Source organism: Pseudomonas sp. S3_E10, assembly GCF_054667615.1.
In genome coordinates, this window is record NZ_CP162743.1 from 5606936 (window position 1) to 5632289 (window position 25354).

The window sequence follows — 25354 nt, forward strand, 5'->3', positions numbered from 1 at the left end:
GGCTCGCTTGCTGAGGTGCGTGGCTGCAGTGATTTACAACAACGGCGTGATGCCAACGAAGAGTTGCACCGTGTTCTGCTCCGTGAAGGCTTTGCCCTTAGCCACAGTTTTTTAAGTGTTTTGCATTCAAGGGCCCTCAGGCCAGGTAGCAATACCAGCACCGATAAGTACCTTCTTAACTTGCTGGAGCAGTGGCGAAATTTAGAAAGCTTTAGTGGCTTGGAGTGGGGATTAAATATCGCCGCCCATGCCTTATCCGCCAAAAATCTTGGTGCTCAGGCGTCTGCTGTTGAAGTGTTCCAGGGACTTTGTCGTAATCAGGGGTTATTGTGGCCGCGTGGTAACGCCATCCGTCAGTCTGAAATGAACTACTATAACCCTTTCCAAACGGGCGTCGCCACAACTGAACGGCTGCTAGGTAGCCTCCTCTTTGCTGAGCAAGAGTTTTATGTCCAGCTAACAGTTGATTATTTGGCTGAATTACATCACGTGTTAAAACGAATAGGACGAGTGGATCTTTTAATACCGCGTACCCATATCGCCTCAATCTCAAAACTAATAGCCGAGATTCAGCTAAATCCTGTTGATCACTCCGGGTTATGGTTATATCCCCGCATTGGGGCTATGAGGCGGTTACAAGATAGCATGGTATTGAGGATCGAACTGGCCGAGGCCATTCAATAAGAGTTTTTGCTATGAATGAACAGCGGCAAATTTTTCTACACGGCCCCCTAGGTCGTCGACAATTTCGCGAAGTACTTGGTGGGCTGATGTCCGGATTATTGCTTAACCCTGAGCCTATCTGGTTGGTATCGCCCTGGCTGAGCGACTTCCCCCTATTGGACAACTGTTCAGGGCAGTGGGACACATTAGAACCAGGTTGGGGCAGTAGAGAGGTTGGTTTTAATGAAGTGCTAGCGAAGGCAGTTAATGGCGGGTGCCGTTTACGGGTAGTGACCCGTGACGATACGTACAGTCGTCGGTTTGTTCAGCAATTGAGCGGTCGCCTAATTGCCGGTCATGATTTTTCTTGCCAGTTCAGTGAACAAGTTCATACTAAAGGCCTACTTACCAGCAGTTGTTTTTTGAAGGGCTCAATGAATTACACCTGGAGTGGAACAAATCGTAATGACGAACATGTCATGCTGACTAGTAATTCTCAGATAATTTCTGAAGCATTACTAGAGTTTGAAGAGCATTACCGCTTCGAGGCACATTCATGAACACTATACCGACATGGTTGCATCCTTTTTTTGCGGTCGATAACCAGATCGATCCGGGCAAAGTGCTTGCCGGGAAATACCCGCAGCCGTATCAGAATTTGTTGGAGCCTTTGGTGCTAAGTGCCTGTGCGGGGCAGTGGCCTTTACTGTTGCCATACAGTCGCCCGCCGGAATTATGGTTCTACGCAACTGCGGAGGATGGCCGCGCTCTGGAGGAGTTACGCCAGGTGTTGGCGGCGTTTTTGGGGACAGCGGATACTTGTTTTGATTATGGGTTGATCATCACTCCAAGTACTGAGGGGCAGAGAGCATTGCTAGCGCATGCCCCAGCAGGACTATTGCGTATTGATTTACTTGGAGAGGTGAATGAGCAGCAAAAAAATCGGGTTTTTACAGTACTAGCTAACGTGCTGAAGTTGTATCAACAACGTCCTGCGCTTACCTCGTTAGCCAAACGACCAATAGGTCGAGTGCTGCGTGATTTTATGCTGGCCTACCGATTACATGATGGTGAGGATGCTTGGCGTTTTTACGGAGAACTCAAGAACTCGGGAGGTTTCACTCCACCTAATCTGCTGTCCTTGGAGTTGCAGGCCTTAGCTTCAGCGGATCGTTGGCAGGACATCGTTAATCATCCGCGGTTGCCCAGTCTGCTCGGTGGCCGCATTCCTTTACGATTAGTTCGCGTATTGCTTCGAGCACTTGGGAAGTTGGGACTTAATCGACTGCTAATTACTGAGGCCATAGGTGAGGAGTCGAGGGACGAATTGGCCGATTTGTGCCGCCCATTAAGCCCACTTTTTATGACTGTTCCGTTGTTTGAATATCACGAAAGCTTTAAACAAGATTGGCAGTTGTGGGTTGCCGGTGCTGTTACTTTAAGGTTTGCACAGATTCAGCAGCAGTTACCTGAATTTATCGACTCAGATTGGTTTCGAAAATTGCTGCATTGGGCGGATTTGATTGCGGTAAATCAAATTGAAGCTGAAATAGAATCGGTTGTTTGTGAGTCAAAAGATCAGAAGGAGGGGCCAGGGGCGGTGCAAGCGTTACTGCAACGCTCGTTGGATGTACCATTAGTTGAGTTGCAGCAATTGTGGCAGCAATTACAGGCTATGCCTGCGTCGTGGTTTGAGCCGTTGAAATCATTGCCTATGATGACTGCGATTTTGCAAGATTTGCAAAAACGCTATTCTAGAGAGCAGTTGGGTGGTTGGGATAGTTGGTTTCAGCGCTTGCTTGATATCGAGTTACCGACTGGTGCACTGGAGAGAGATGCACAAGAGTATTGCGAAAGTTGGACAGTTGAGTCCTTTAATTCAGACATATTGCTTAAGTGCATTAAGTCTGGGTCTCCTGTGGGGCAGACGATTCTTCGTAACACGCTACCGTTGTTGCTAGATTGGTTGGAAGAGCGCGATGTGGTTTGCCAAGGAGTTGTTTGGTTAGAATTGTTGGAATTGCTTGCTCTTGATTCTATAGTCAATCCAGCACTGCTGTCGCTGGCTGCACAATTGACGCAGTTGATGTTGGAGCAACCGTTCGCAGTCGATCAGTATACGCGGTTGGTCGACTCTATATTGATGCTCTGGGAGGTCAATAAGGGGCCTGAAGCGTATACCGGCATGCTCGAGTTGATGGATGTGTTGTTGGACGCACCTTGCCCGACTGAGCCATTGCGTCGTCAAGTTTGGCAATCACTACAGGATTTCGCGACAAAGCACTGGAGACAAATTAAAAATCCAGCGATACGCGAACTGACCTTTGTATTAATGCAGGAAATTCTTGAGGTTGGTGAGCCAATCCCAGACTTTAGCAATAACAAGGATTCTGAATCAGATAGCGATTCAGTGATAGAATTAACCCCTAATTTACAAGGAAAATTGTTGGGTATTTACACTCTCACAGAAGGTGCCGCTCGCCGCGCACGGGACGTACTAGAAATAATTTTCACTGGACTCACGGTAGAGATCAACAGTGATCATACCGCTACTCCAGCCTTGTGCCATCTGGCCAAAACGGCCGATTATTTTGTGTTCTCTTCTCGTAGTTCAAAGCATCAGGCATTCTATCCGGTGATAAATGTAAGAAGGGATATTATCTATCCGTATGGTAAAGGTGCTTCAAGCATAGTTCGTGAGTTTATAGAAGGGTTAAAGCGGAAGGCTATTTAGGTGTTGGTGTGAACTGATATATCAGTCAAACTTGTTCTAAGGGATCATCAATACTTTGTGCATTTGCACGCCGAGTTTCCACTTTGGATGAGTCTTGCAATATTTTATGGTCAGCTTAGTGTTTAGGTGGGCCTCTGGTCCATCCATCGGCTGGAGATAGAAATGGTTGAAGGTGAGGTGTTCAAATTTTTCTGGTTGTGCTTCAGTTTGTGGAAAAACTAATTTTAATTCATCGCCTTGAGTAATCTTTAATTCGGCTGTGGATTTAGGACTGACGCAAATCCAGTCAATCCCGCTTGGCGGTATTATTGTGCCGTTCGTTTCCACAGCCACAGTAAAATTATGTTTGTGCAGTGCTTCTACTAAAGCATCATCTACCTGCAGCAGCGGTTCTCCTCCCGTCAATACCACATACTTTTGACCTTGATGTGAGATAGGCCATAATGAATTTATTGCGAGGGCAAGGCCATTCGCATCCTTGAACTTTCCACCACCCAATCCGTCCGTTCCCACAAAGTCCGTGTCGCAGAAAGTACAGATCGCGCTAGCCCTGTCTTGTTCCCGTCCCGACCAGAGGTTACAGCCAGCGAATCGGCAGAACACTGCGGGTCGACCCGCTTGGTTACCTTCCCCCTGAAGGGTGTAAAATATTTCTTTGATACTGTAAGTCATTTGGTTTACTCACCTGATTCAGATGAGTGGCGAGTTCTTTGATCCGCCACCTCTGAACCATCATTAATCTCGTTCTTAAATATACTGCTCATATCCAGTTTTGCGCAGTTCGCAAGCTGGGCACGTTCCACACCCGTAGCCCCATTCATGTTTCTGCTGCCGAGTCCCGAGGTAGCAGGTGTGGGACTCTTCTTGAATCAGGTTAACAAAATCTTGACCGCCTAGGTTTTCAGCCAAACGCCAGGTCTGAGCTTTGTCGAGCCACATCAAGGGGGTTTCAATGATCACGGGAGCGTCCATTCCGAGACTCAAGGCCACCTGGGTGGCTTTAAGGGTGTTGTCCCGGCAGTCTGGGTAGCCTGAGTAGTCGGTTTCGCACATTCCCCCGACCAGCACTGTGAGGCCCCGTCGGTAGGCAATAGTGGCTGCGAACGTCAAAAACAGCAGATTCCTACCGGGTACAAACGTATTGGGAAGTCCATTCTTTTCAAACTCAATGGTTTTCTCAGCGGTCATCGCGGTATCGCTGATCTGGCCGAGTAATTTGAGGTCAAGAACGTGATCCTCACCGAGACGCTGGGCCCAGTTCGGAAATCTGTTACGTACCTCCTGCAAGATATTCAGCCGACATTCGAGTTCGATTCGATGCCTCTGGCCATAATCAAAGCCAATGGTCTCGACGTGCTCGTAACGTTCCAGCGCCCAGGCAAGGCAGGTGGTTGAATCTTGTCCGCCTGAAAAAAGAACTAAGGCTTTGGTGTGCATACTGCTCTCCTCGGAACTGGGTCTGATTTAGCGGCGTTTCAGTTCTTGCTTGAGTTTTTCGGTCAGATACTTAGTGAGCAATCCGATATCAGTGGGCGTGTTCTGGATACCATTCCAGGGGCGGCGGTCGGTTTCAGAAATGTGCCAATCACCACTTGTCCATGCTGTATGAGGTTTCAAAAGTTTTAGACCTTTGATAAAGCCTTCCTTGCTGGTTGTGCCTTGATCGGAGTAAAGCAACTCCATAACGAAGCTCAAAGACACCAGGCCCGCCCCGTGTTTCAAACGTGAATTTCTGGGCGCTAGTCCTTCCCATTCCGATTTGAAAACTACACGCACCGCATGGAAGAAGTTATTGATAAGTTCGATGCTGCGCCCCTCAAAGTCATCAAACTTCATGAAGCTACGAATCGCGCCATCATTCGCAGAGTTCATCACGAACTTCTGCATCGCCATGTCGCTTAGTACTCCTCTAGGATTCGTGTGTTGTTTGATCTCGCCAAATAGAGAGGAGTTAGGCAGAAAATTCAACAAATCAATAATGCGAGCAGCAAATTTACGACTGGTGAATCGTTCTGGCAGGCCGTCAACAGTCGGTAAAAGTTCATAGATCAGCGATTTTGGCAGCGGTCGCGTATTGTTGACGAGCACAAACTGCTGTCGCAGTTCGTTGTAGTCTTTACAAATCAATGCAGATACAAATACCTGGAATCCAGGTTTTTCCATCGTCGCAAGGGCGCTGAGTCGTTGTTGTCCATCGACCACGAAGCCTGGCTTGGATTCGGCAGTATCAATAACGATTTCTACAATACCCTCGCCGAGGTCTTTAATCGTTACCCCATCCAGGAATGCCAAGATAATTGCGTTAGGAAGCAATGCATCGTCACGCTGAAGATAGTCACGAATATCTCTGATGTGCGACGCGACTTGATGGCGCTGAAAGCCTTTGAGGTGGCCTTCTTCATCGCGGCCGACTCTCTCAATTTCAGAGAACTCTAAAATTTCATTTGGAGTGGCCGCAAACGAAAATACATCATGCCCGGAGGCTTGTTGGGCGCGCACACCCTTAAATCGATAGATCATTGTTTCGAAAGTTCCAGAGTTTTCTGAAGGTGGCGGTGGTACACGCCTAAGTTGTGAAATCCGCGTCTTTTGTTTCGATTGCTGGCTCGAAAGATAATAGTTTCAATACCCGCTGACTGACAAATCGAACATTGGCATTTTTGCCACGGTTTATCTCTCAGCGTGGGTGAGATTAGTCGGACATGCTTGGCGATTTCTTTTTCCATCTCTATTGATGATGATATCGATCCGGAAAGAGTCAGTCGGAGATAGTCTACTAGCACGGCTAAAGTTGAATCAAAGTCAAGCAGGTTTTTATCGTAGTCGCGGATCGCTAGCAACGCCGCTTTTTCTTTGATTTGTAACTCTTCTGCGCTCAGAGTGCCTTTTTTTATTCCTTGCATCAGGCGTGGATTTTCAATCGCCTGAGGAATGCGGATAGCTGTGTAGTAGTCCAGTTTGCTTGTATTGTTGCCCATGTAGTAATTACACTTCGCATCTTTAAATGCGCGTATAAGGGGGGAGGTTGAGTCAAAACTGGTAATGCCATATCCGGTGAATTCATGGATGTTCTCGGCTTTAGCAAATCCCAGCAGATGAATATTTGTCTCGGGCTTAAGGACCGCTCGAAGCTCTTTCAGAACCTCATGGATTTGATCGACTTTCAAAGGTACTAGACCTCCGATCGCCAAGTAGCGATAACCCATGTCTTCGAGTTGTTTTGCAGCGTTCGCCATGCTTTGAGGAGACCAACCCTGTACCGCTCCAAGAGGTTCGAAAGGCCATTCCGCCTCCTTCACTAAACGCAGAAACTCTTGCGCATTTTTGAGCGTGATTTCGTACCGAAACAGCACATCTTCCGACTGGCTCAATGCTGGAGGATTGCTGGAGTCGCAGTTGAATATGATGTGGTCCGGCGAGCAACCGTGGGTGAATCCCGCGTCTGAGTAGAACTCTACTACTTCGCTTGGGCTATACGCAGGGGTAGGGTGCTCTACATAGGCGAAAGCCCCGCAGTCACCTAGGACCATCGTATCTTTGAACTGGATGCCATCGAGTCGTAGAAATTTGCGCGCGCCTTCTCTGAGGAAGCGCTGCTGCTCGGAAGTCGAGTACCGAACCTTTGAATTAGCGACGCCATTTGCAGGTCGCACTGCGCTCATCGAGACCAAGAGCCCATCATAAGGGACGGGGGTCATCATTTCGTGCGCATACTGGTCATCCCAGTATCTCTTCCGGCCCGGCGCATTTCGATCGTTGATGAAATCGTAGTCCGGGTCTACGTAGTCTTGGGTGTCGGCGTATAAAAATTTCATTGGTGAGCGCTGGTCATATAGAGGCGGATCAAGGTTTCTTGCAGCGCCTTGATATCTTGAGGGGTGCTTTGGATTTCATTCCACTGGACATTAATCATCGGCCACTGACCTGTTGTCCATGCGCAGTAAGGGGCTACTCTGGCCAGTTCTTGTAGCACGGCTTCGTAGGTTTCGCGCTGACCACCGATTTTGGCGTAGATCCGATCCATAAGCACGCCCATGGCGATGATCCCCGCTGAGTGCATGAGTCGACTGCTCTTGGATTCAAGTGCCCACGCCTCTGGAAACGTATCACGCACTGCCCGCCAGAAGGTCGTCAGTAGGTTGTACATGGACTCAACGTTCGCCGCACCGTCGGTGCTGGAGGTGTAGGGAGCCAACGCCCCCAACGGATTACTGATGCTATTGCGGATCATCGTTATTACAGCGGTGTCAGTGATCACTGCTTTGCTATTTTGCTCGGACGACCGCTTTATGAGTTTGTGGAAAGGGGAGTTGGGATCGCGGCTAAGAAGCCCGCACAACTCAGCTGGTGCCTTGCGAGCACTCAGTTCGCGGGGCAAAAGGATGCTGCCTGTCTCCGGCAGTAGTTCGTTGATCAGTCGAGTGGGCAAGGGTTTGGCCTTGTTGACCAAAATAAATTGCTCGCGCTGGGTGGTCAGGCTGTCGGATACAAAACCGATCACTGGCACAGGAAGATCCGAATTGGCCGCTTTCGCCAACGCCAATGAGCGTTGTTGCCCGTCCACGATCCAGGCAGACCTCATTCCTTCCTCCCTAATAGGGATCGTCAGCGTACCCGCTTGCGAAAGCCCCGCGTCGCCTGTCGGCTTGCTTCCGCGTGCTGCAACAAAACGCAGGTCAGGAGACAGCGCTAAGATAATTGCATTGGGAAAAAGTACATTTCCCTGATTGAGGTACTCAGTGATCCCTTTGACATGACTCTTAATCTCGGGGCGCTGAAAACCCTTGAGGGGGCTGCTGTCTTCGCGCGACAGGCGGCTGATGTCGGCAATTCGGACCAGGTCAGATCCCCTGATGAATAATGCATACACATCAAGGTTGTCGCCTTGGGTGGTGCGTAGTGCACGCACCACAATCGCATCTTCGCTCGTCATGCTTTGCTCTCTATGCTGTCTTGACCTTTGATGTCCTGCCAGATCCTCCGAAAGCGCGATTGCTCGCACGACACCAGGGCGTCGTCCCTTAAGTAGCGTAACAATCGGGTGGAACTGCCTTGGTAGTCAGCCCACACACACTCAAGCATGTAGGCAATTTCACTGTCCGATGCGCGCCGCCGGATGGTCGTTTTTGCTAGGGATAAAAGATCCATCGCCGCGCTGACGCTCTTTCGAGCGATCTCAGCAGGAGCACTCGACAGTTCAAGAATCTCAATGAAATGACGTAGGGCTCTCTGAGGGAAATCGTTGCGAGTGCCGGGTAATGTTGAGGTTTCAAGGCGTTCGTCGTAGGGCATCGCGATGCGTCGTAAATGGCTGGGAAGCATCTCGATGCCTGGGCGCGAAGTGAATATTCTGAGCTTGTCGATCTGCGTGTCCCTGATTTTTCCAAGGTCTTCGCCTATCAACTGGACATAGTTTGAAGAGAGGGCAATGAGCACCAAGTCGATGTCGGGTTGGCTGACGAGGTCCGCTAGGGCGCTTCCCTTTGATTGGGTGACATTCACGGCTTCCCACCAATCTGATGCGCGCACACCCAATTTTTCGAGACGTGGGATGATAGAATTCGGATCCTGAGCCACCGTCAGGTTGTACGGTGGACATCTCTGATCGCCTTCAATCAACCCTAAGCCGGTCGACGCAAACATTAGCTTCGCGTCCAACTTCGTTGCTACGCGCCTCGCGTCAGAAACGCTTCTGCCCACATAAAGTGAAGATGCCATCAGAGTGGTGGGGCGTTCGTCTATTTGCCCCTTCCACGCCTTTGCCATGGCTGCAATCGATGAATAACACTCGTCGTTCAGCACCACCGGCGGCAGGCCGTCGAGACGTTTTCGATTGGTGCAGTTGGTGATGATGACGGTTCTCATGGGAAAACTGTAGGCCTGTTTTGACGGGTGTTGCATTTATCTGAGGCTGACAATTTACCATTTAATAACTGTATGCGCCAATGCGCTTAGGCTAGTTTTTATGCGGAAGGGTTGGTATAAGAGCCTCAATACTGCTGCTACCCCTCTTTCTGGGGGGGCGTTCGATGAAGGAAGAGACTCATTGCTTAAGTTCAGCGCAATCAAGGCGTTACAGAGCCCCACCCACCAAGTGGTATCGTTTGCGGCTACCGTTGAGCAGATTTTGGCGATCGCTAGCATCGACCGAGTCAAGCGTGACGATCGTGGCGCCCTTCATGGCTTTCAGCGGCCACAGGTGTCCAAGCACATACGAGAGATTCGCGACTACCTCTCCCGTCCCGATGCGGTAATGCCCAATGCTGTGGTGTTAGCGTTTACCAGTGGGGTTCGGGTGGTGGAAGGAAATGGAGCCTATGCAGAAATTGAGGTGGATATTTCATCCGGCCCTCCTGGGTTCGTTGTGGATGGTCAGCAGCGCCTATCTGCGTTAGCTGGGCTCGAGGGGAGTTCGTTCCAGTTACTGGTGTCTGCTCTTGTGTGTGAAAATCAGGAAGAGCTTCGCCGGCAATTCATTCTCGTCAACAACACCAGTCCATTACCGAAGTCGCTGGTATATGAACTGCTCCCGTCTGTCAGCGGCCTTCCATTCAGAATGACTTCCCGCGCCCGTGCAGCCCGCATCGTGGAAATGCTGAATTATGACGATCGATCTTCTTTGCAAGGACAGATTAAGCAGCATACCAACCCCTCAGGGGTCATCGGCGATACGTCGCTCCAGAAACTGGTAATGAATTCCTTATCTGACGGTTACTGTCGGGAGGTGATTGAGTTGTCGGGAGGTGAGGATCGGTGTTTCTTGGCCATCAGTGAGTTTTTCCAGGCGGTCCAGGAGGTGTTCGGAAATGCTTGGCATGGTCACACACCTAAAAGCTCTCGTCTCGTCCATAGCGCGGGGATTATTTCCATGGGGTTCGTCATGGAGCAGTTGTGTGCTACAGGAGCGCCACTGGCCCCAGTATTCAAGTTAGGCCTTAGAAAGCTACAAGGATATACAGCTTGGACGCTCGATTCGGGAGAGTGGTCCTTTAAAACAGGCAACCGGCCATGGAATGGAGTTCAGAATTTACATGGTGATATTCATCTTTTGACTGATCATTTGACCAGGGTGGTTCGAAGTTCGGAACTCGTACCTAGCTAACTGGTGCTCATTACTAATATTTAGGAGGCATTATGACTACTTTGGTTTCCTCGGATCTGTCTCCAGCCCTGGCCAGTGACGCCAGTGTAAAAGAGTTCTCTGAAGTCATTCTTCATCTGTCCATGGCTTTTCAGGAGGCATTGAGAAGGCTTGCAGGGCAGGACGAAGCTTTCCCTTCGGAAGGGTATGGCATGCTGACTGAAGCTTACGGTTTGCGGACGCGTGCGAATATTCTCTACCTGACGCCATCTACCCATGTGGTGCAGGCATTAGATTTTTCCCAAACTGCTATGTTGGGGAAATTCGAAGAAATATTGAATTGTTTGAGTGATGTAACCGATTTGCACACTGTTAACTCCATTTTGGTTTCCGTGATCACCATTGCATCAGCGCTGGGTGAGGGGCGAGCCAAAGTTGTAGAGTTTTTGTTTGAAACGTTATGCGTCGATCTTGAGTCTTGGAAGGTTTAGTCTAGCTGTTTGGTTTTTTGTCGCGTGAGATACGGGAGGAATCAGTGGAGATTTTTAAAGAGTTCGTTTTTGAGGCCGCTCATCGACTGCCCAATGTTCCAGAAGGGCACAAATGTGGGCGTCTGCATGGTCACTCCTTTCGTATTGCAATTTATATTGATGGCCCTGTCGATAGAACGTCGGGTTGGGTCAGGGATTTTTCCGAGATAAAGGAAATTTTCGCGCCTCTGTATGAACGCTTAGATCACAATTATCTTAATGAAATTCCCGGACTGGAAAATCCGACGAGCGAGGTTTTAGCCGTTTGGGTTTGGCAGGAACTAAAGCCATTGCTTCCAGAGCTATCCGCAATACGTATTCACGAGACATGTACAAGTGGATGTATTTATAGAGGGCCGGAGGTATAACCACTCTCGTGTAAAGAAAGCAGAACTATGCGCAGTGTGTAGTTCACTGGATAGGTCTAGCCTTTCATTGTCGAGTTTGGTGGTTGATTTTCTTGCCTAGCTCGGCCCTGTAGGGAGGTGGATATGGTCAAACCTAACAAGGGTCGAGGTAAAAGTGCTAGACGTGCTCAGACTCTTTCACCATATTCTCTTAAATGGTACCAGGCGAAGATTACTTCTTGGGACTTTTCGTGGTCATTTCGAATGGCTACCCGACGCGAAGTATCGTCTGGGGAGGACGCTATCCAAGAATTCGCTGTCCTCACTTTCAAAGGTACTGTGGTTTATCCGGAGGAATTTAAGTATCCAGAGATAGAGATTCAATTGGTGGAAGGGTTTGCCTTCATCCCCAAAGAATCTGTTACTCCAAGTATTGGCTCGATGAGCGCAAATGGTCGATTGCTCTCGGTCTACGTCTCAGTTCCTGTGGAACGGATAAAGACATTGGTGTCCGTTGCACCTCACGTGCTGGTCGTTGATTTTCATGCATCGCCTTTACATTATCGTCGAGCGTTGGTCGTGTCGATACAATTAGATACTGAGGTGGAGTAATGTTTGGGCGCTGATCAAGGCGTATGTATCGAGTGAGCAAGGCAGGTCATGGTGTCAGGCGATCCCGTGCCAAAGGTGCTAATCCGGTAACGTTGCATTGCACCGAAACTCAGTTCTCCCCATCCAACAACTTAGCCGCCCTGAACCTCTCTTCGAGCACCAGCACCACACCGGGGTAATACCTGGGACCGGAAATGAAGCCTTCATGACCGAGGTGTGGAAAGGTGTAGGCATAACTGGTTTCTTTGCCTCCGGGGCGTACAAATCCCCGCTGCCCCTCTAGCCAGGTATTTAGCAGCGCCATGACTTGTTCCGGGTCCACATTCCCTAATTCGTCGGTGACGGCGTTTAGTGGCAGCGAAGGCACGCTGAAGGTGGCGGCGAAACGGTGGTCTGTATCGTTAGCCAGATGCCCGCTGTCCTCCCAGGCAGCCTGCAAGCCCTTGTGCACATTGCGTGTCGGGTTGGAGCGTGGCCCGACCCGTTGCCAAGCTTGCTTGGCCTCGAAACCGAAGCAAACCTTGCGATTGGTGACATAGAGATCACACCGTCCCGGGCGCAGGTCGCCCGATTCCACGCCATCGGCTTTAACTTTGTGGCGCTTGCCCGTGGAGAACTCCTCCAAGGCCACCCAGTTTTCCATGGACCAGGCGGCGCCGGCCAGCGAACTAAGAGTGGCACGCTCGTTGTACCACCAGCAGTTATCGACATACTTATGGATCGCCGCGTAACGCTCCACCATCGCCGTCCATTGCTCCAGTAGGGTCTTAAGTGAACCCTTGGGGGCCTTTACCTTGGTAAGCGATGTCATGTGGGTTCCCTTGTGATCTTCTTGATCGCAGAGCCGGTGGCCATTGATGATTTCCATCTATTTGTATTAGTGGCTAAAAGACTTAATGCTGTCAATGTAGCTGCCACTGTCCTTCGCCAACCATGAGCTTAGTAAGACGATGTATGTGACGGCCCCGTCCGTGCCCAGGTAAGTCGCGGTGCCCCACCGAACTATGTGCCTGCTTATTTGGCGCTATGTCATTGGAAGTTTTTCGATTTTAAGAAAGGGATTATCGGATGGTATCGATTCGAACAGCAGTTTAGATTCTTCAAGTAAATAACCTTTGAGTGTCGCTCTCTTCCGCGGACCTTCGATTTGGCAAGTCCAGATGTTCAAGCCATTTTCACGCTTCCAAAGAACATTTTGACTGGGCTCTAGGAAGGTGGTTTTTGCTCAAAAAAGAACTGCTATGCCCCCATTTTTGCCCGCAACGCGCGCCGGGTGTGCCTCGCAGCCATACCAACGCGGTTAGCTAAAGCACCGGATACCTATGCCTCCTGAGAAGCGCTCTCTGCAGGTGCTTCAAGGTCGTCGATATCTTCATCGAACATATATCTCTTTGGCGCAGGTACCTGGGCATCGTCTATTATCAATAATATTTCTTATTTACCCTAAACAAATCCTGCAATAGCGGAACAAGTCTGATCGTAGGCGCTGCTCAGCTGTGCGCGAGCTGCGACGAATTTCCGATCTTTGGGTGTGTTAGGGGAAGCAGCATGGTTGCGGTCGTTGCCGGCAATGGATTAGGTCTGTTCAATGCGTCGCTGAACTCGTTGGGGGGCGTAGGGGGATTTGGCCAGGGTGGTCTGGGCCAGGCAGGTGGCCAGGCAACGGTCAATGCGAGCAACGGTAACTTGGTGCTGCGGTTTACTGACGAGCAGCTGTCGGCAATGGGACAGGACCTGTTTCATACCCGTACGTACAACGCTCAGGGCGCTTTGACGGACGGCGATGCCGATGGTTGGCGCTGGGATGGCGAGCGCAAGGTGGTGTTGAGTGGCACGCGCAATACCACCGGTAGCAGTGTGGTGCGTACCACTGGCGACGGTCATGAGACACGCTATGCCTGGAACGGTAGCGCCTATAAGTCCAATGAAGGCGATGGCGCTCATGACTCGCTGGCTTGGGATGCAGCCAACGGTCAGTGGCTGTGGAGTGAAGGCTCCACACATATGGTCGAGCGTTACGACGGCGCAACCGGTCGGATTGCATCGATGACTGATCGCTCGGCTGTTATGACAAGCTATAGCTACGACACCAATGGTCGCCTGGCAGCGGTCAAGGACAACGCCTCGGGGCAAGAGCTGGTGTTGATATACAACGGTGCCGGAAGGCTTGCGCGTTTGGATACCCGCACCGTGCAAGGCGGCGCGCTCACGCAGCAGGTGTATTACGGCTATGACACGCTGGGTCGATTGACCAGTGTGAGCACCGACTTGACGCCGGCCGACAACAGCATTGCGGATGGCAACGTCTACACCAGCACCTACGCCTACGACGCAAACAGTTTCCGCGTCGCGAGAGTTAGCCAGAGCGATGGCAGCGCTGCGAGCTTTACCTATGTGCTGGTGGACGGTGAGTACCGTGTTCAGACGGTAAACGATGCATCAGGCACCACGACCTTTGCTTACAACACCGGCAGCCGTCGCACCGACGTCACCAATGGCCTCAATCAACAGTGGAGCTACTACTACGACGCTGGGGGCCAACTGATTCAAGTGCAAACGCCGGCGGTCAGTGGCCAGCGGCTGTCGACGTACTACGCCTATGACGTGGATGGCAATGTTATCCGGATAACCGATGGCCTGGGCAACGTGGTGTCGTATCAGTACGACGCCAATGGCAACCGCATTCTGGAGCGCGACAGCTCCGGCACTACCGTTACGCGGACCTATGACACCGCCAACCAGTTGCTCAACGAAATTCGCTACACGCTGCCGGCGACCTGGAACAGCAACTCGGCCACCTGGACCGATCCGCCGGCATCGAGCGCACAGGTGACGCGTTACCTCTACGATGGGAATAATCGTCCGAGCGCCATGATCAGTGCCGATGGCAACGTCACTCGCTATCTATATAGCGTGTGGGGATTGCTGGTGCGGGAGATCAGTTATGGCGACGCGACCTATGACCTCAGCGCACTGACCCCAACCCAGGTACTTTCCTCCGTCTCGCTCAACGCCTGGGTGGCCGCACGCGATGCAACGCGCTCTACGCTGGTTGATCTGACGTATGACTACCGTGGCAATCTCAGCCAACGCAAGGCATACGGCACGGTAAATTCATCCGGTGTAGGGGTGATGGACGCGTCAACCGTCATCACTGAGTATGTCCACGACCAAGCTAGCCAATTGCTGCAAACCATTGTTACGCGCGGTGCAGGGCGTACCGAGAAGACCACCCTGGTCTCCACGGTGTACGACGGGATGGGACGCCTGATCAGTCAGGTCGATGCCAGCGGCACACGTACTACAACCTATAACAGCACCAGTCGGACCGTCTCGACAACCAACACCGTCGGGCAAACGCTCACCCAGTCCTTCGACGCCGCAGGCCGCCTGATCAGCCTGACGCAAACGGCTGCAGGCGTGGCCACACGCACGACGCAATATGTTTACGACACTATGGGGCGGCAGACCATGGTGCAAGACATGACGGGCGTGCGCACGTACACCTTTTATGACGAAGCCGGCCGGGTCAGCGCTCAGGTTGATGGTATTGGCGCTGTGGTGGAGTATGTCTACAACGCAGCGGGTCAGCGCACCGAGGAAAGACGTTACGCCACCTTGGTGTTGACCGGTAGCTGGTACAACGGCACCGCTGTCATCAAAACCCTAGTCAGTGATATTCGCCCGGCCGCAACAGCAGCGGATCGCTCAACACGCTACACCTATGATGCGCGCGGGCGGCTGAGTACAAGCACCGACGCAGTTGGCACTGTAACTACCAAGATCTACGATGGCCTTGGCCAGTTGGTGAGGGAGCAGACTGGCGACCGTACCACCCGCTATTTCTTCGACGCCAGTGGCCGGCAGGTGGCGCAACTGGACGCCGAAGGCTACCTGAGCGAAAACGTCTTTGATGCGAGCGGTCGCCGACAACAGGTAATCCGTTATGCCATGGCTACGGCGCTGGCCAGTCGCGCGGGTGGCACCCTTGCAGAGTTGCGCCCTGCAACCGGTGACAACCTGCGGGCCTGGTTCTTTTACGACTCGGCAGGCCGCCAGACAGGCAGCATTGACGAGCAACAGTTCGTCACCGAAGTGGTGTACGACGAAGCAACCCACCAACAGAAAACCATTCGTTATGGCACCGCCTACGCGGCCGAGATCACGGCAGGTACGCGCTTCGCGTCCGTCAAGGCTGGCGTGCAGACGAGTGCGGTCATACACACCACGACGCTTGCCTATGACGCAATGGGCCGCGTCAGTCTGCGTACCGCTACGGATGGCAGCGTAACTGCCTATGAATATGACACCGCCGGCCGTCTGATGCGTGAGACCGCCGCGCAAGGCACCAATGACGAGCGCAGCACCCGTACGCGTTACGACGCGTTTGGGCAAGCCATCGGCAAGCTGCTTGGGGAAGCGTCCACGCGCGTCATCACAGGGATGACCGATGACCAGGTTGCAGCCATCTACGCTCAGTACGGGCTGACCTATAGCTACGATGCCGCCGGGCGTGCCGCCAGCGTGCGGGATGCGCAGGGCAACCGCAGTGTCTCTTACTACGACGCCACGGGGCGCTTGACCCATGTAGTCAATGCGTTGGGCGAGGTCAGCGAGACGGTGTACAACGCTTTTGGCGAGGCCAGTGAAAAAACCAGCCTGACCGCTCGTTTGAGCACTACCGATACCGCAGCCCTCACGGGTGGCCTGCTAACGCTGCCGGTCAAGACCCTGGTGCAGGCCATTCGTAATGCAGCGTCGGATAACCGTCGTACCTATGGCTACGATACCCGCGGCCTGTTGATCTCCAGCACCGATGCCCTGGGTTTTTTGACCCGCTATGGCTACAACGGTTTTGGTGAACAGATCTCGGTGACCCGTACCCTGGCGAGCGGCTCAACGGTCACCGACAGTGTTAGTTACAACAAGCGTGGTGAAGCGATTGCCAGCGTTGAAGATGTCGGCGGCCTGGCTCGTACGACTGCAACGGGTTACGACGCCTTCGGCCGAGTGATCAGCCGTGTTGATGGCCGTGGCCTGACGAGCAATGTCATCTACTCCGGTAGCGGTCGCCGCATTCACCACTCCAACGCGCTGGGCCAGTCAGAGACCACCGACTACGACGCGTTTGGGCGGGTCTTGGTCAGTACCGACGCCCTGGGCAAAACCACCACTTACACCTATAACGACGCCACTCGCTCCATGACCGTGACCACGCCGGACGGCGTCAGTGTCAACACGGTCAAGAACGGCCATGGCCAGACGCTGACCTTGACCGATGGCGCGGGCAAGCTCACGACCTACAGCTACGACAAGACGGGTCAGTTGCTGACTACTCTGAATGCGCTGAGCCAGGGCTCTACGAATGCGTATGACAACGCTGGGCGTTTGCTCAGCGTTACCGATGCCTTGGGGCGTTTGACCCGTTACACCTACGACGCCAGTAACCGAGTGGTCAGCCGTACCGCTGCCAATGGTGCAGTCACCCGATACACGTTCGACGGCCAGGGCCGCCAAGTCCGCGTCATTGAAGCGCAGGGCCTGCCTGAACAACTCGTTACCGATTACGCCTATGACCGTAATGGCCAGGTGTTGATCGTTACACAGGATCCGGATGGGCTGAAGCTTACGACTACGTACACCTATGACGGTGCTGGCCAACAGGTTCAGATGGCGCGGGGGACTAGTGCCAGCCCGAACCAGCAAATAGTCCTGTATGCCTTCGACAAACTGGGCCGCCGAACTTCGGAGCGCCTGGATCCCAACGGCATCAACCTGACCACTGCTTACCGCTACAACGGCAATGATCAGGTTACGCGCAAGATCGACCCAGCGGGTGTGAGCACTTGGTACGTGTACGACAACGCAGGTCGTCTTACGGATAGCATCGACGCCTTGGGTGGGGTGATCCGCAACACTTATGACAGCAGCGGCCGCATCACCCGCACTACGCGTTTTGCGACGGCTATTGCGGGCAGTGTGGTCAATACTTTGGGTGATGCGCCAGCCAGCGTTTCCCCAAGTGTGAACGGCGCGGCAGATCAGTCCACCCGCTATGTCCATGACGACATGGGTCGAGTGCGCTACAGCATCGATGCAAGAGGTGGTGTGACCGAAACGGTCTATAGCCTCACTGGCAAGATGGCTAAAAGCATTCGCTACAACCAAGTCATCCCGACCGCCACACCACAAACCCTGGCAGCTACTGCAGCCACGTTGGCCTCTTCAGGCGCACAGCCGGTCACGACCTCGTACATTTACAACGAGATCGGTCAGCTTACGAGTGTGATCGATGCTGCCGACAAGACGGAGTCCTACACCTACGATGCGGTGGGGAACCGCAAAACGCTGACCAACAAAAATGGCGCGGTGTGGCGCTACAACTATGACAACCTGAACCGCCTGGTGGAAGAGATCAGCCCGGCGATCACCGTTGCCAGTATTTCCGCTACGGGCGTCGTCAGTACCCAGGTGCGTGCCCTGGTTACCACCGTCAACTACGATGCCCTCGGCCACGTGCTTTCGCGTACCGAAGGGCGGCTGCGCGGCAACGTCAACGACAGTGCCCTGCTGGATGACTTGAGCCAGTCTCGGACTACTCGCTACGAGTACGACGCGGTGGGGCATCAGGTGAGGATTACATCGCCTGGCTGGTACAACAAATCCGCCGGTGCCTTTCAGCAAAGCGCTGACGCTTCGATCCCAGCCAATACCTTCCAGGTCACTACGGAAGTCACTTACGACGCGTTGGGTAATGCTGTACGCAATCGCATACGCGTCAATAATACCGGGACGGCGGCTAACGATTACGCTGACAGCTACAAGGTCTATGACCTGCTTGGCCGCTTGAGCCACGACATTGATGCCCTGAAGGGCGTGACGGCCTACACCTACGATGCCCAGGGCAACATCCTTACAACCAAGCGCTATGCCAATGCACTGTCCGCTACGGTGCCGGCCGCCGGCTACTACAAGAGCGGGGAAATCACTCCCACCACGTTGGTTGCCAACCCGACGCAAGACCGCACCCTGGTCAGCACCTACGACGCGCTGGGGCGCAAAACTGCCGTACAGCAGGATCCGGTGAGCCTATATACCTTCATAGGCGTTGTTGCCACCTCATCGCTGATCACCGCCGCACCCACCACCGTCTACACCTACAACGCACTTGGCCAACTGGTTCGCGAAACCCAGATTGCCCGAAACAACAGCGGGGCAACGTTGCTTACCGGTGCCAACACCTTTTACTACTACGATCTGGGCGGGAACCGCATCGCTGCAGTGGACGGCTTGGGGCACTACACCGGTATGGAGTACAACGCGCTGGGCAAGCTCAGTCGTCAGGTTGAGTACGCGACCCGATTGGTGAACTGGAGCGAAGGCATCCTGCCGACACCACCTTCCAGCAACAGCAACGATCGCCGTAACGTGTTTACGTATGACGCCATGGGTCGCCTGAGCAGCGTGACTCAGGAAGGCGTGCGCTACTGGCAACAAAGCATCAATGCCCAATCCAATGGGGTATTGGCTAGCCAGGTTACCGGCAGCTTGGTGATTAGCCAGGCTACCTATGACGGCGTCGGCAACCTGCTGACCCAGAAAGACGCCGGTGGCAATGTCACCACCAAGGCTTACAACGCCGTTGGCCATGTCAGCAAAATCATCGAGCCTGCGCGATCTGCCGCCCAGGCCGGTGCGGTTGATCCATTTTCGACTGCCATGGTTGTCGCTTCGCCAATCACGACCTTTATGGTGAACGCATTCGGCCAAGTCATTAGCGAAACCCGCGAAGCGGGCAAGAGTGCCGGCAACCTCAGCCAATCCGGGCTGACGCAGACCAGCCGGACCCAATACGACGCCGCAGGTTATACGATCAAGAGCATTGACGCCGGTAACTCTGCGATGAACTACAAAGTCGATGTCGCCGGCCGTATTGCCGAAGAAAGCCGTCAGACCAGCGTCGTGCTCAGTGCTTGGACCGTCAATGGGAGCGCCGTGACGCGCAGTCAGACCCTTCGTCGCACTTACGGCTACAACCTGCTGGGTGAGCAGATATCGACGACGGATTGGTTCACCGCTGCCGACAACTCACAAAAAAGCACCGTCAACAGTGTGCTCTACAACCGCTTTGGTGAAGTCGCCAGCCAACTGCTCAACGGTGCGGTAAGAGCCAGCTATAGCTACAACCAGGTCGGCCGTGCAGTCCTGCAGCAAAATGCCCAGGGCCTCACCCAGGTTGACTACGATCTGGGGGGCAACGCTTCGCGCAGCAATCAGATTGGCGACGCTGCCATTACCACGGATGATCGCATCACCTATACACTCTTCGACGTGCTAGGCCGTGCCCTTGAGCAGCACCTGCCAGCCTTCGAAGCTAACATCAATGCGGATACCCTGAATAACGTCACACTTACCCTAACTACCCCGATTATCCAACAGTCCTACGACCGTTGGGGCAACGTACTCAGTCGCACCGATGCCCGGGGCTACGTCACCACCTACAGCTACGATCACAACAACAAACAACTGACCGAAACCTTGCCGGTGACCGATATCCTGCGAGAGAACGGTACTCGCTATCGCGCCAGTCTCATTCACGAAAAACGCTATGACGCGTCAGGTTTGCTGATCCAGGAAGTGGATCTGGTGGGACCTTACGCGGGTGTGGCCACCAGCACTGAGTTGCGCAGCCGTCAGCACATTTACAACGCTGCCGGCGAGTTGATGCGTGATGTCGATGCGTTGGGCTATTCGCGCAACTATCGAGTGGATTCGAATGGCAATCGGGTCGCCATCCAGGACGCAACGGGAGTCGTACTGGTCGACACCTATGACGCGCTGGATCGCCAACTCACCCATGGCGTCATCCGAAATGGCGCCGCCGTCACGTTGCTGACCAACCAGTACGACCAGGCAGGGAGGCTGGTGGGCGAGACCACAGGCAGTGTGGCAGTCGAAGAAACGCTGACCAGCAGCGGGCAGGCGAACGCTTCCAGCATCAATACGGGGGGGATCGGCAATACCAAATACACGCTGTTTGATGAGCGCGGAAATATTGTCCGCACACGCAACGAATCCAAATACGAAAGGGGCTATGAATACAACGAATACAATCGCAAGACCAAGGAAGTTGACGGGTTGAACAATACCCTGACGTGGACATTCAATGAGGTGGACTTTGGCAAGTTGTCGAGTCATAAGGACCTGGGTGGGCGCGTCTTTACTTACGAATACAACAAGTTTGGCCAGGTCGCCAGGGAAGCAGTCGTTGTTCCTGCTGTACCGGGCAAGTCTGTGGGCGGGCTCGGCGCGTTTCGCTCCTATACCTACTATAAGAATGGCCTGGTCAGTGCAATAACAGACCGCTTTAGCGGCATGGATCTGGTGCGCGAGACCACGATCACGGATGTAAAAGCGTCACAGTATTCGTATAATTTGTCAGGCGCTAAAGTGCGTGAAATAAACGTCGCGCAATTTGTGAATACCGAAGCCATCTTGCTGTTCGATGATCCGGAAAATCCATATGGCTCGTTTGAGTATATGGTGCCTGGGAATAATATTGCGTCGTTAAGTGAGACACGTACCGGGCTGAATGAAACTGGCCAGTTAAAAGAAATAAAATCATTGCCTGGCAATGTGTTGTCGGGTGCGCTGAATGCGCATTCTATTATCTATACCCACTCCGGCGCCGTGTTTGATGGGTTTACGGAAGATCTCAACATTACACCTATCGTTTCAGCCAGGATTATTGGTATTGAACGATGGATGAACTATGACATTTCGGCCCTGGCGGGGCTTGAATCGTTGAAGTATGAATATGACGAATTGGGTAATCGTCGACTTGTTCACATGGACACAACCAATCAATCGCGGGTGCGCACGGTGATTGATAACTGGTACAAGTACGACAGCGAGGGCAGGGTGCTCGTCGCCGAAGGCTATATCGCCAACGGGCAGGTTGTTGCAGGCAAGTCCGGCAGTTCCGGGAAAGGTTATCTGGTGAGTTATGACGCTTCGGGCAGGCGGCAGAGCCTCGAAAAATGGGCTTCAAGCACCGCGACGTCAGAAGTCTACAATCGAAGCAACTATGTCTATAACGATTTGGGGCAGGTGCTCAGCTCCACGGACAGCAAGATAACAAGAGGGCTGGGAGGCGACACCAGCCAACAGGTACAGACGGTCGGGGCGTCCTCGCTGCTGTTTACCAACGCCTATAACGAACGTGGCAACAAGGTAAGCCAAACCAGCTATACGAACGGGGTGGCCAGCGGCGCGTCCGGTTATAGTTATCGCGGCGACAATCAGTTGATTTCCCAGCTTTCCTATAATGTGTCTGGGGGCGTGCAGAAGTTGTCGCAAGCCAGTTACTTTGGCGAGGCGGGAATGATCGATGCCGCCGGAAACCAACGTGCCTACCGTTACGCAGTCTACAAGCCCGATGGCGCATCCTTGAGTTATACCGGGGCTTATTCGAAAACCTACGCGATGTACGAAGGCTATAAGGAAAGCACCATTGTCGCGACGTGGAGTTATGGCGGTAACGCCGGGGTTACTGCGTTGAAATATTCCGATCGGGGCGAGCTTCTACACTACAGGATGAGTGGCGCGAGTAATTCGGTTCGCAAGTTTTCATCCAATCGCGAAGGCCAGGTTATCGCTCGCCGAGAGAACAGCGGTGCGGTCCAAAGTTATGTTTATTTCAACGGCAATGAGGTGGCAACCCTCGGTAATGCCAGCGTGCCGGAAATTACCGATACGTTGCAGCCCATCTCTTCGGAATATCCTGGCCGGGTGCCCGGCAGCTACATCGTAAACGACGGCGACACACTCACACGCATTGCCCAGACCGTCTGGGGTGACGCGAGTATGTGGTACTTGATTGCGGACGCCAACGGCCTGGATGCAGAGCGGCTGTTGGTCGCCGGCGAAAGCATCATTATTCCGAATGTGGTGAGCAGTGATCGCAACAGTGCGACGACCTTTAAACCCTATAACGCCAACGAGGTGATTGGCGATACCACGCCATCGCCAACGCTTCCGCCGCCACCAAAACCGAAAAGCAAAAAGAGCAGCGGCATTGCAAGCATCGTGATGGTGGTCGTTGCCGTCGTGGCGAGCATATTTACCGCAGGTGCGGGATTGGCGCTGCTCGGCGGTGCGAGCATGGCCGCCGCCGGTTCAGCCGGCGTCGCGGCTCTGAGCGTTGGCGGACTGACCGCTGCAGTAGCGGCCTCCACTGCCAGCTTTACGGCGATCACGGGTACGTTGCTGGTGGCGGGGGCGGTCGGTAGCACGCTCAGCCAGGTGGTCGGCAAGAGCATGGGCGCGGTGGATAAATTTTCCTGGGGGAAGGTTGCCGCGGGCGCACTCACGACAGCTGCCACGGGTGGCCTTGGTTACGCAGCTGGTCAGGGGGCTTTTGGTCCAACCCTCGCAAATGGTGTGAACGCGATAGGGCAAACGGGTGCGAGCACCAGTAATCTGGTCGTCGGTTATGCGGCACAAGGTGTGTTTAGTTATGCCAGCAACTATGCGGCTAACAGAGTCGTGGGGTTGGACGCATCATTCAATTGGAAAAGCGTAGCCGCCTCAGCGGTAGGCTCTGTCATCGGGGGGAGTGTTGGCGGCGGCAATGATTTTTCCGATGCTGTTTTCAGGGCTCAAGCGGGCGCTTTATCCTCGGCGGTCATCACCGATAAATGGTTTGGTGGCGATAAACCCAACTATGGGCAAGTAGCCGTTGATGCGTTTGGCAATTCATTCGCCAACTATGTGGCGCACAAAATCGGAGAGTCGGGCGTCAAGGCAATAATGCAAGAAGCGATGAGCGCGGCAAAAATTGACTATACGATAGATGCCAGTGGGAATATTCAAACCGCATCACCGCACACGTTGAATGTTATCAGGGGGCTGGTAAGTTCCGGGGCGACAAGCGAAGAAATAGCGTTGATCCTTAATAGTGGTGTGCGTGGTGCAGCCTTGACCAAGCAGGAAGTTCTTGAGAATGACCAGATGTCATTTCATCTCGAGAGTGGCGTCATTATTACTACGGCGGATGTGGGTAAGCCATTACTCGTGGTTGATGGTGTGGGTGAGAGTTCAAGTTCGCTGGTCAATTTTGCGAACAGAGCGTTTCCGCCTATTCATAACGCAGAGTTGGCACTTGGCGAGTTTGCACAACAGCACGAACTTGCAAGTAAGGTCGTCGGGTTTGCTGCCCAGGCGATTATGTATGGCATGGCGGGGCCGGCGAAGGCGACACTTGATATTGTGGTCTCCCATACAATTGGAGAGTACCTGGAGCAAGGCCAGGAACTGGCGCAGCGTTGGTTGAGTGATTTCTACCAGTCAAAAGGACTAAGGCCTGATGCTGCCTCGATTGCAGCGGAAGGTACGTTCTTTTCGGCCAATATGATTATGGGTAAGGTCAAGGAAGGTATTGGTGCGGCAAACGCGACCTATATCAAGAGTGTTCAAAGAAAAACATATAGCAATGATAAGACGCTGCTTCCCACCGAAGGAGACGTGGCGAGTTATGGCGCGCTTATCAATGCAGGGTCGGTGGGGGACAATATTACGCCGCACCATATACCTTCGGCCAAACACATGGCAGAACATGACGTTCCGCGAGATGAGGGCATCGCTATTAATATGGAACAGCCTCATCCAGGCGTCGGCGGGCGGCACAGGGAAACATTTACCTATGGCAACACGGCTGATAGTAATATGACGCCGCGTAAGGCACTGGCCGAGGGCGTATGGGATGCTAGACAAATTTATAAAAAAGACGGACTATATGACGGTTTTATAAGGGATCAGCTGCAGGATCTGATAAAGCAGAACAAGGTCAAATTTCCAGAAATATTCAAGAGGCCGGATTGATGCCGTCGAACTCCTTTGTAAACATAATTGATCGACTGAGCGAGGTGATTTCAAACAGGCCCGCTGATATGGCGAAAGTAGTGGATGAGGGGGTGTTTGAATTAAGCCAACTCGGCGAACCCTCAGCGGCAAAATTCCTTCTTCCGCTTTTAGATGACGGCTGCCCACATCATGAATGCATGTTTTCCATTATCCACGCGGCAGAAGCGGCACCGTTGGATGCGTATGTTGCAGACTTGCTGGCTGTCTATCCCACGATCGTGGCCAGTAATCCCGAGTGGGCATCCATTGTTTTGCTGCGCGTGCTGAATAGTGATGCCGCGCGGGAAATCATTGTGAAAGCGTTGCGCGAGTCAGATAAGCCAACCAAGGACGCTGTGGCCTATATTGCAAGTAAGATAAATGAAAGAAGCCCAGAGTTTATGAGCAAGACAATGGGTGTTCTGCTGGCTGCGCGCACGTAGTTTTTATGGCGGTATGGGGAGGTGAATGACTTGCCGAAATG

The 25354-nt window shown here is 53.0% G+C and carries 16 protein-coding genes and 1 pseudogene; 9 read left to right on the forward strand and 8 right to left on the reverse strand.

Going from position 1 to position 25354, the window contains the following annotated elements:
- Nucleotides 1–15 precede the first annotated feature (15 nt).
- From AB4N98_RS25675 to dpdD, 3 genes are read left to right on the forward strand one after another with little or no spacing between them, the layout of a single operon-like run.
- Nucleotides 16–684: a hypothetical protein gene (locus AB4N98_RS25675; RefSeq protein WP_460149002.1), complete on the forward strand. Its 669-nt coding sequence runs from the start codon at nt 16–18 to the stop codon at nt 682–684.
- 11 nt (nt 685–695) lie between these two features.
- The gene (gene dpdK, locus AB4N98_RS25680) at nt 696–1223 is read left to right on the forward strand and encodes a phospholipase D-like domain-containing protein DpdK (protein ID WP_460149003.1); all 528 of its coding nucleotides are present in this window, start codon (nt 696–698) and stop codon (nt 1221–1223) included.
- Nucleotides 1220–3397, forward strand: a complete 2178-nt coding sequence (dpdD, locus tag AB4N98_RS25685; protein WP_460149004.1) for a protein DpdD — start codon at nt 1220–1222, stop codon at nt 3395–3397. The genes dpdK and dpdD overlap by 4 nt, the downstream gene beginning before the upstream one ends.
- A gap of 36 nt (nt 3398–3433) precedes the next feature.
- On the opposite strand, the gene queE is transcribed toward dpdD, so the two are convergent.
- The 6 genes from queE to AB4N98_RS25715 form a co-directional block, all read right to left on the reverse strand.
- On the reverse strand, nt 3434–4069 hold the full coding sequence (gene queE, locus AB4N98_RS25690; RefSeq protein ID WP_460149005.1) for a 7-carboxy-7-deazaguanine synthase: 636 nt from the start codon (nt 4067–4069) through the stop codon (nt 3434–3436).
- A 75-nt stretch (nt 4070–4144) separates the two neighbouring features.
- On the reverse strand, nt 4145–4834 hold the full coding sequence (queC, locus tag AB4N98_RS25695; RefSeq protein WP_460149006.1) for a 7-cyano-7-deazaguanine synthase QueC: 690 nt from the start codon (nt 4832–4834) through the stop codon (nt 4145–4147).
- Nucleotides 4835–4861: 27 nt separating this feature from the next.
- Nucleotides 4862–5917, reverse strand: a complete 1056-nt coding sequence (dbpB, locus tag AB4N98_RS25700) for a DGQHR domain-containing protein DpdB (RefSeq protein ID WP_460149007.1) — start codon at nt 5915–5917, stop codon at nt 4862–4864.
- Complete coding sequence (dpdA, locus tag AB4N98_RS25705; RefSeq protein ID WP_102623977.1) at nt 5914–7212, reverse strand: tRNA-guanine transglycosylase DpdA; 1299 nt, start codon at nt 7210–7212, stop codon at nt 5914–5916. Before dpdA ends, dbpB (AB4N98_RS25700) begins: the two co-directional genes overlap by 4 nt.
- Nucleotides 7209–8330: a DGQHR domain-containing protein DpdB gene (gene dbpB / locus AB4N98_RS25710; protein ID WP_029290753.1), complete on the reverse strand. Its 1122-nt coding sequence runs from the start codon at nt 8328–8330 to the stop codon at nt 7209–7211. Before dbpB (AB4N98_RS25710) ends, dpdA begins: the two co-directional genes overlap by 4 nt.
- Nucleotides 8327–9262 (reverse strand): hypothetical protein, encoded by a 936-nt coding sequence (locus tag AB4N98_RS25715; protein ID WP_029290756.1) that lies wholly within the window; start codon nt 9260–9262, stop codon nt 8327–8329. The genes dbpB (AB4N98_RS25710) and AB4N98_RS25715 overlap by 4 nt, the downstream gene beginning before the upstream one ends.
- Before the next feature lie 181 nt (nt 9263–9443).
- On the opposite strand from AB4N98_RS25715, the gene dbpB (AB4N98_RS25720) reads away from it, so the two are divergent.
- The 4 genes from dbpB (AB4N98_RS25720) to AB4N98_RS25735 all read left to right on the forward strand — a co-directional run bounded on the left by dbpB (AB4N98_RS25720) (nt 9444) and on the right by AB4N98_RS25735 (nt 11967).
- Entirely contained in the window at nt 9444–10499 is a 1056-nt protein-coding gene (gene dbpB / locus AB4N98_RS25720) for a DGQHR domain-containing protein DpdB (protein WP_095974524.1), read from the forward strand.
- A gap of 32 nt (nt 10500–10531) precedes the next feature.
- Nucleotides 10532–10969 (forward strand): hypothetical protein, encoded by a 438-nt coding sequence (locus AB4N98_RS25725; RefSeq protein ID WP_169873260.1) that lies wholly within the window; start codon nt 10532–10534, stop codon nt 10967–10969.
- A 44-nt stretch (nt 10970–11013) separates the two neighbouring features.
- Nucleotides 11014–11376 (forward strand): 6-carboxytetrahydropterin synthase QueD, encoded by a 363-nt coding sequence (gene queD, locus AB4N98_RS25730; protein WP_169900424.1) that lies wholly within the window; start codon nt 11014–11016, stop codon nt 11374–11376.
- Between the two features lie 123 nt (nt 11377–11499).
- A complete protein-coding gene (locus AB4N98_RS25735) occupies nt 11500–11967 on the forward strand; it encodes a hypothetical protein (RefSeq protein WP_460149008.1) in 468 nt (155 codons plus the stop codon).
- Between the two features lie 109 nt (nt 11968–12076).
- On the opposite strand, the gene AB4N98_RS25740 is transcribed toward AB4N98_RS25735, so the two are convergent.
- Together AB4N98_RS25740 and AB4N98_RS25745 are read right to left on the reverse strand one after the other, a co-directional pair.
- Complete coding sequence (locus AB4N98_RS25740; protein ID WP_460149009.1) at nt 12077–12835, reverse strand: hypothetical protein; 759 nt, start codon at nt 12833–12835, stop codon at nt 12077–12079.
- Between the two features lie 156 nt (nt 12836–12991).
- Nucleotides 12992–13150: pseudogene (locus AB4N98_RS25745) on the reverse strand (conjugal transfer nickase/helicase domain-containing protein); the annotation flags it as partial.
- Between the two features lie 365 nt (nt 13151–13515).
- On the opposite strand from AB4N98_RS25745, the gene AB4N98_RS25750 reads away from it, so the two are divergent.
- Both AB4N98_RS25750 and AB4N98_RS25755 read left to right on the forward strand, forming a co-directional pair.
- Nucleotides 13516–24849, forward strand: coding sequence for a hypothetical protein (locus tag AB4N98_RS25750; protein ID WP_460149010.1), 11334 nt, complete (start codon nt 13516–13518; stop codon nt 24847–24849).
- Nucleotides 24849–25313 (forward strand): Imm30 family immunity protein, encoded by a 465-nt coding sequence (locus AB4N98_RS25755; RefSeq protein ID WP_281112245.1) that lies wholly within the window; start codon nt 24849–24851, stop codon nt 25311–25313. The genes AB4N98_RS25750 and AB4N98_RS25755 overlap by 1 nt, the downstream gene beginning before the upstream one ends.
- The last annotated feature ends 41 nt before the right edge of the window (nt 25314–25354 follow it).

Excerpts from the sequence above, each read along its gene's own strand:
- dpdK (WP_460149003.1), top strand. The coding sequence starts at position 696 with ATGAATGAACAGCGGCAAATTTTTCTACACGGCCCCCTAGGTCGTCGA.
- dbpB (WP_460149007.1), bottom strand. The coding sequence starts at position 5,917 with ATGATCTATCGATTTAAGGGTGTGCGCGCCCAACAAGCCTCCGGGCAT.
- queE (WP_460149005.1), bottom strand. The coding sequence starts at position 4,069 with ATGACTTACAGTATCAAAGAAATATTTTACACCCTTCAGGGGGAAGGT.
- AB4N98_RS25750 (WP_460149010.1), top strand. The coding sequence starts at position 13,516 with ATGGTTGCGGTCGTTGCCGGCAATGGATTAGGTCTGTTCAATGCGTCG.
- AB4N98_RS25735 (WP_460149008.1), top strand. The coding sequence starts at position 11,500 with ATGGTCAAACCTAACAAGGGTCGAGGTAAAAGTGCTAGACGTGCTCAG.
- dpdA (WP_102623977.1), bottom strand. The coding sequence starts at position 7,212 with ATGAAATTTTTATACGCCGACACCCAAGACTACGTAGACCCGGACTAC.
- dpdD (WP_460149004.1), top strand. The coding sequence starts at position 1,220 with ATGAACACTATACCGACATGGTTGCATCCTTTTTTTGCGGTCGATAAC.
- dbpB (WP_029290753.1), bottom strand. The coding sequence starts at position 8,330 with ATGACGAGCGAAGATGCGATTGTGGTGCGTGCACTACGCACCACCCAA.
- AB4N98_RS25715 (WP_029290756.1), bottom strand. The coding sequence starts at position 9,262 with ATGAGAACCGTCATCATCACCAACTGCACCAATCGAAAACGTCTCGAC.
- queC (WP_460149006.1), bottom strand. The coding sequence starts at position 4,834 with ATGCACACCAAAGCCTTAGTTCTTTTTTCAGGCGGACAAGATTCAACC.
- AB4N98_RS25725 (WP_169873260.1), top strand. The coding sequence starts at position 10,532 with ATGACTACTTTGGTTTCCTCGGATCTGTCTCCAGCCCTGGCCAGTGAC.
- AB4N98_RS25740 (WP_460149009.1), bottom strand. The coding sequence starts at position 12,835 with ATGGAAATCATCAATGGCCACCGGCTCTGCGATCAAGAAGATCACAAG.
- AB4N98_RS25755 (WP_281112245.1), top strand. The coding sequence starts at position 24,849 with ATGCCGTCGAACTCCTTTGTAAACATAATTGATCGACTGAGCGAGGTG.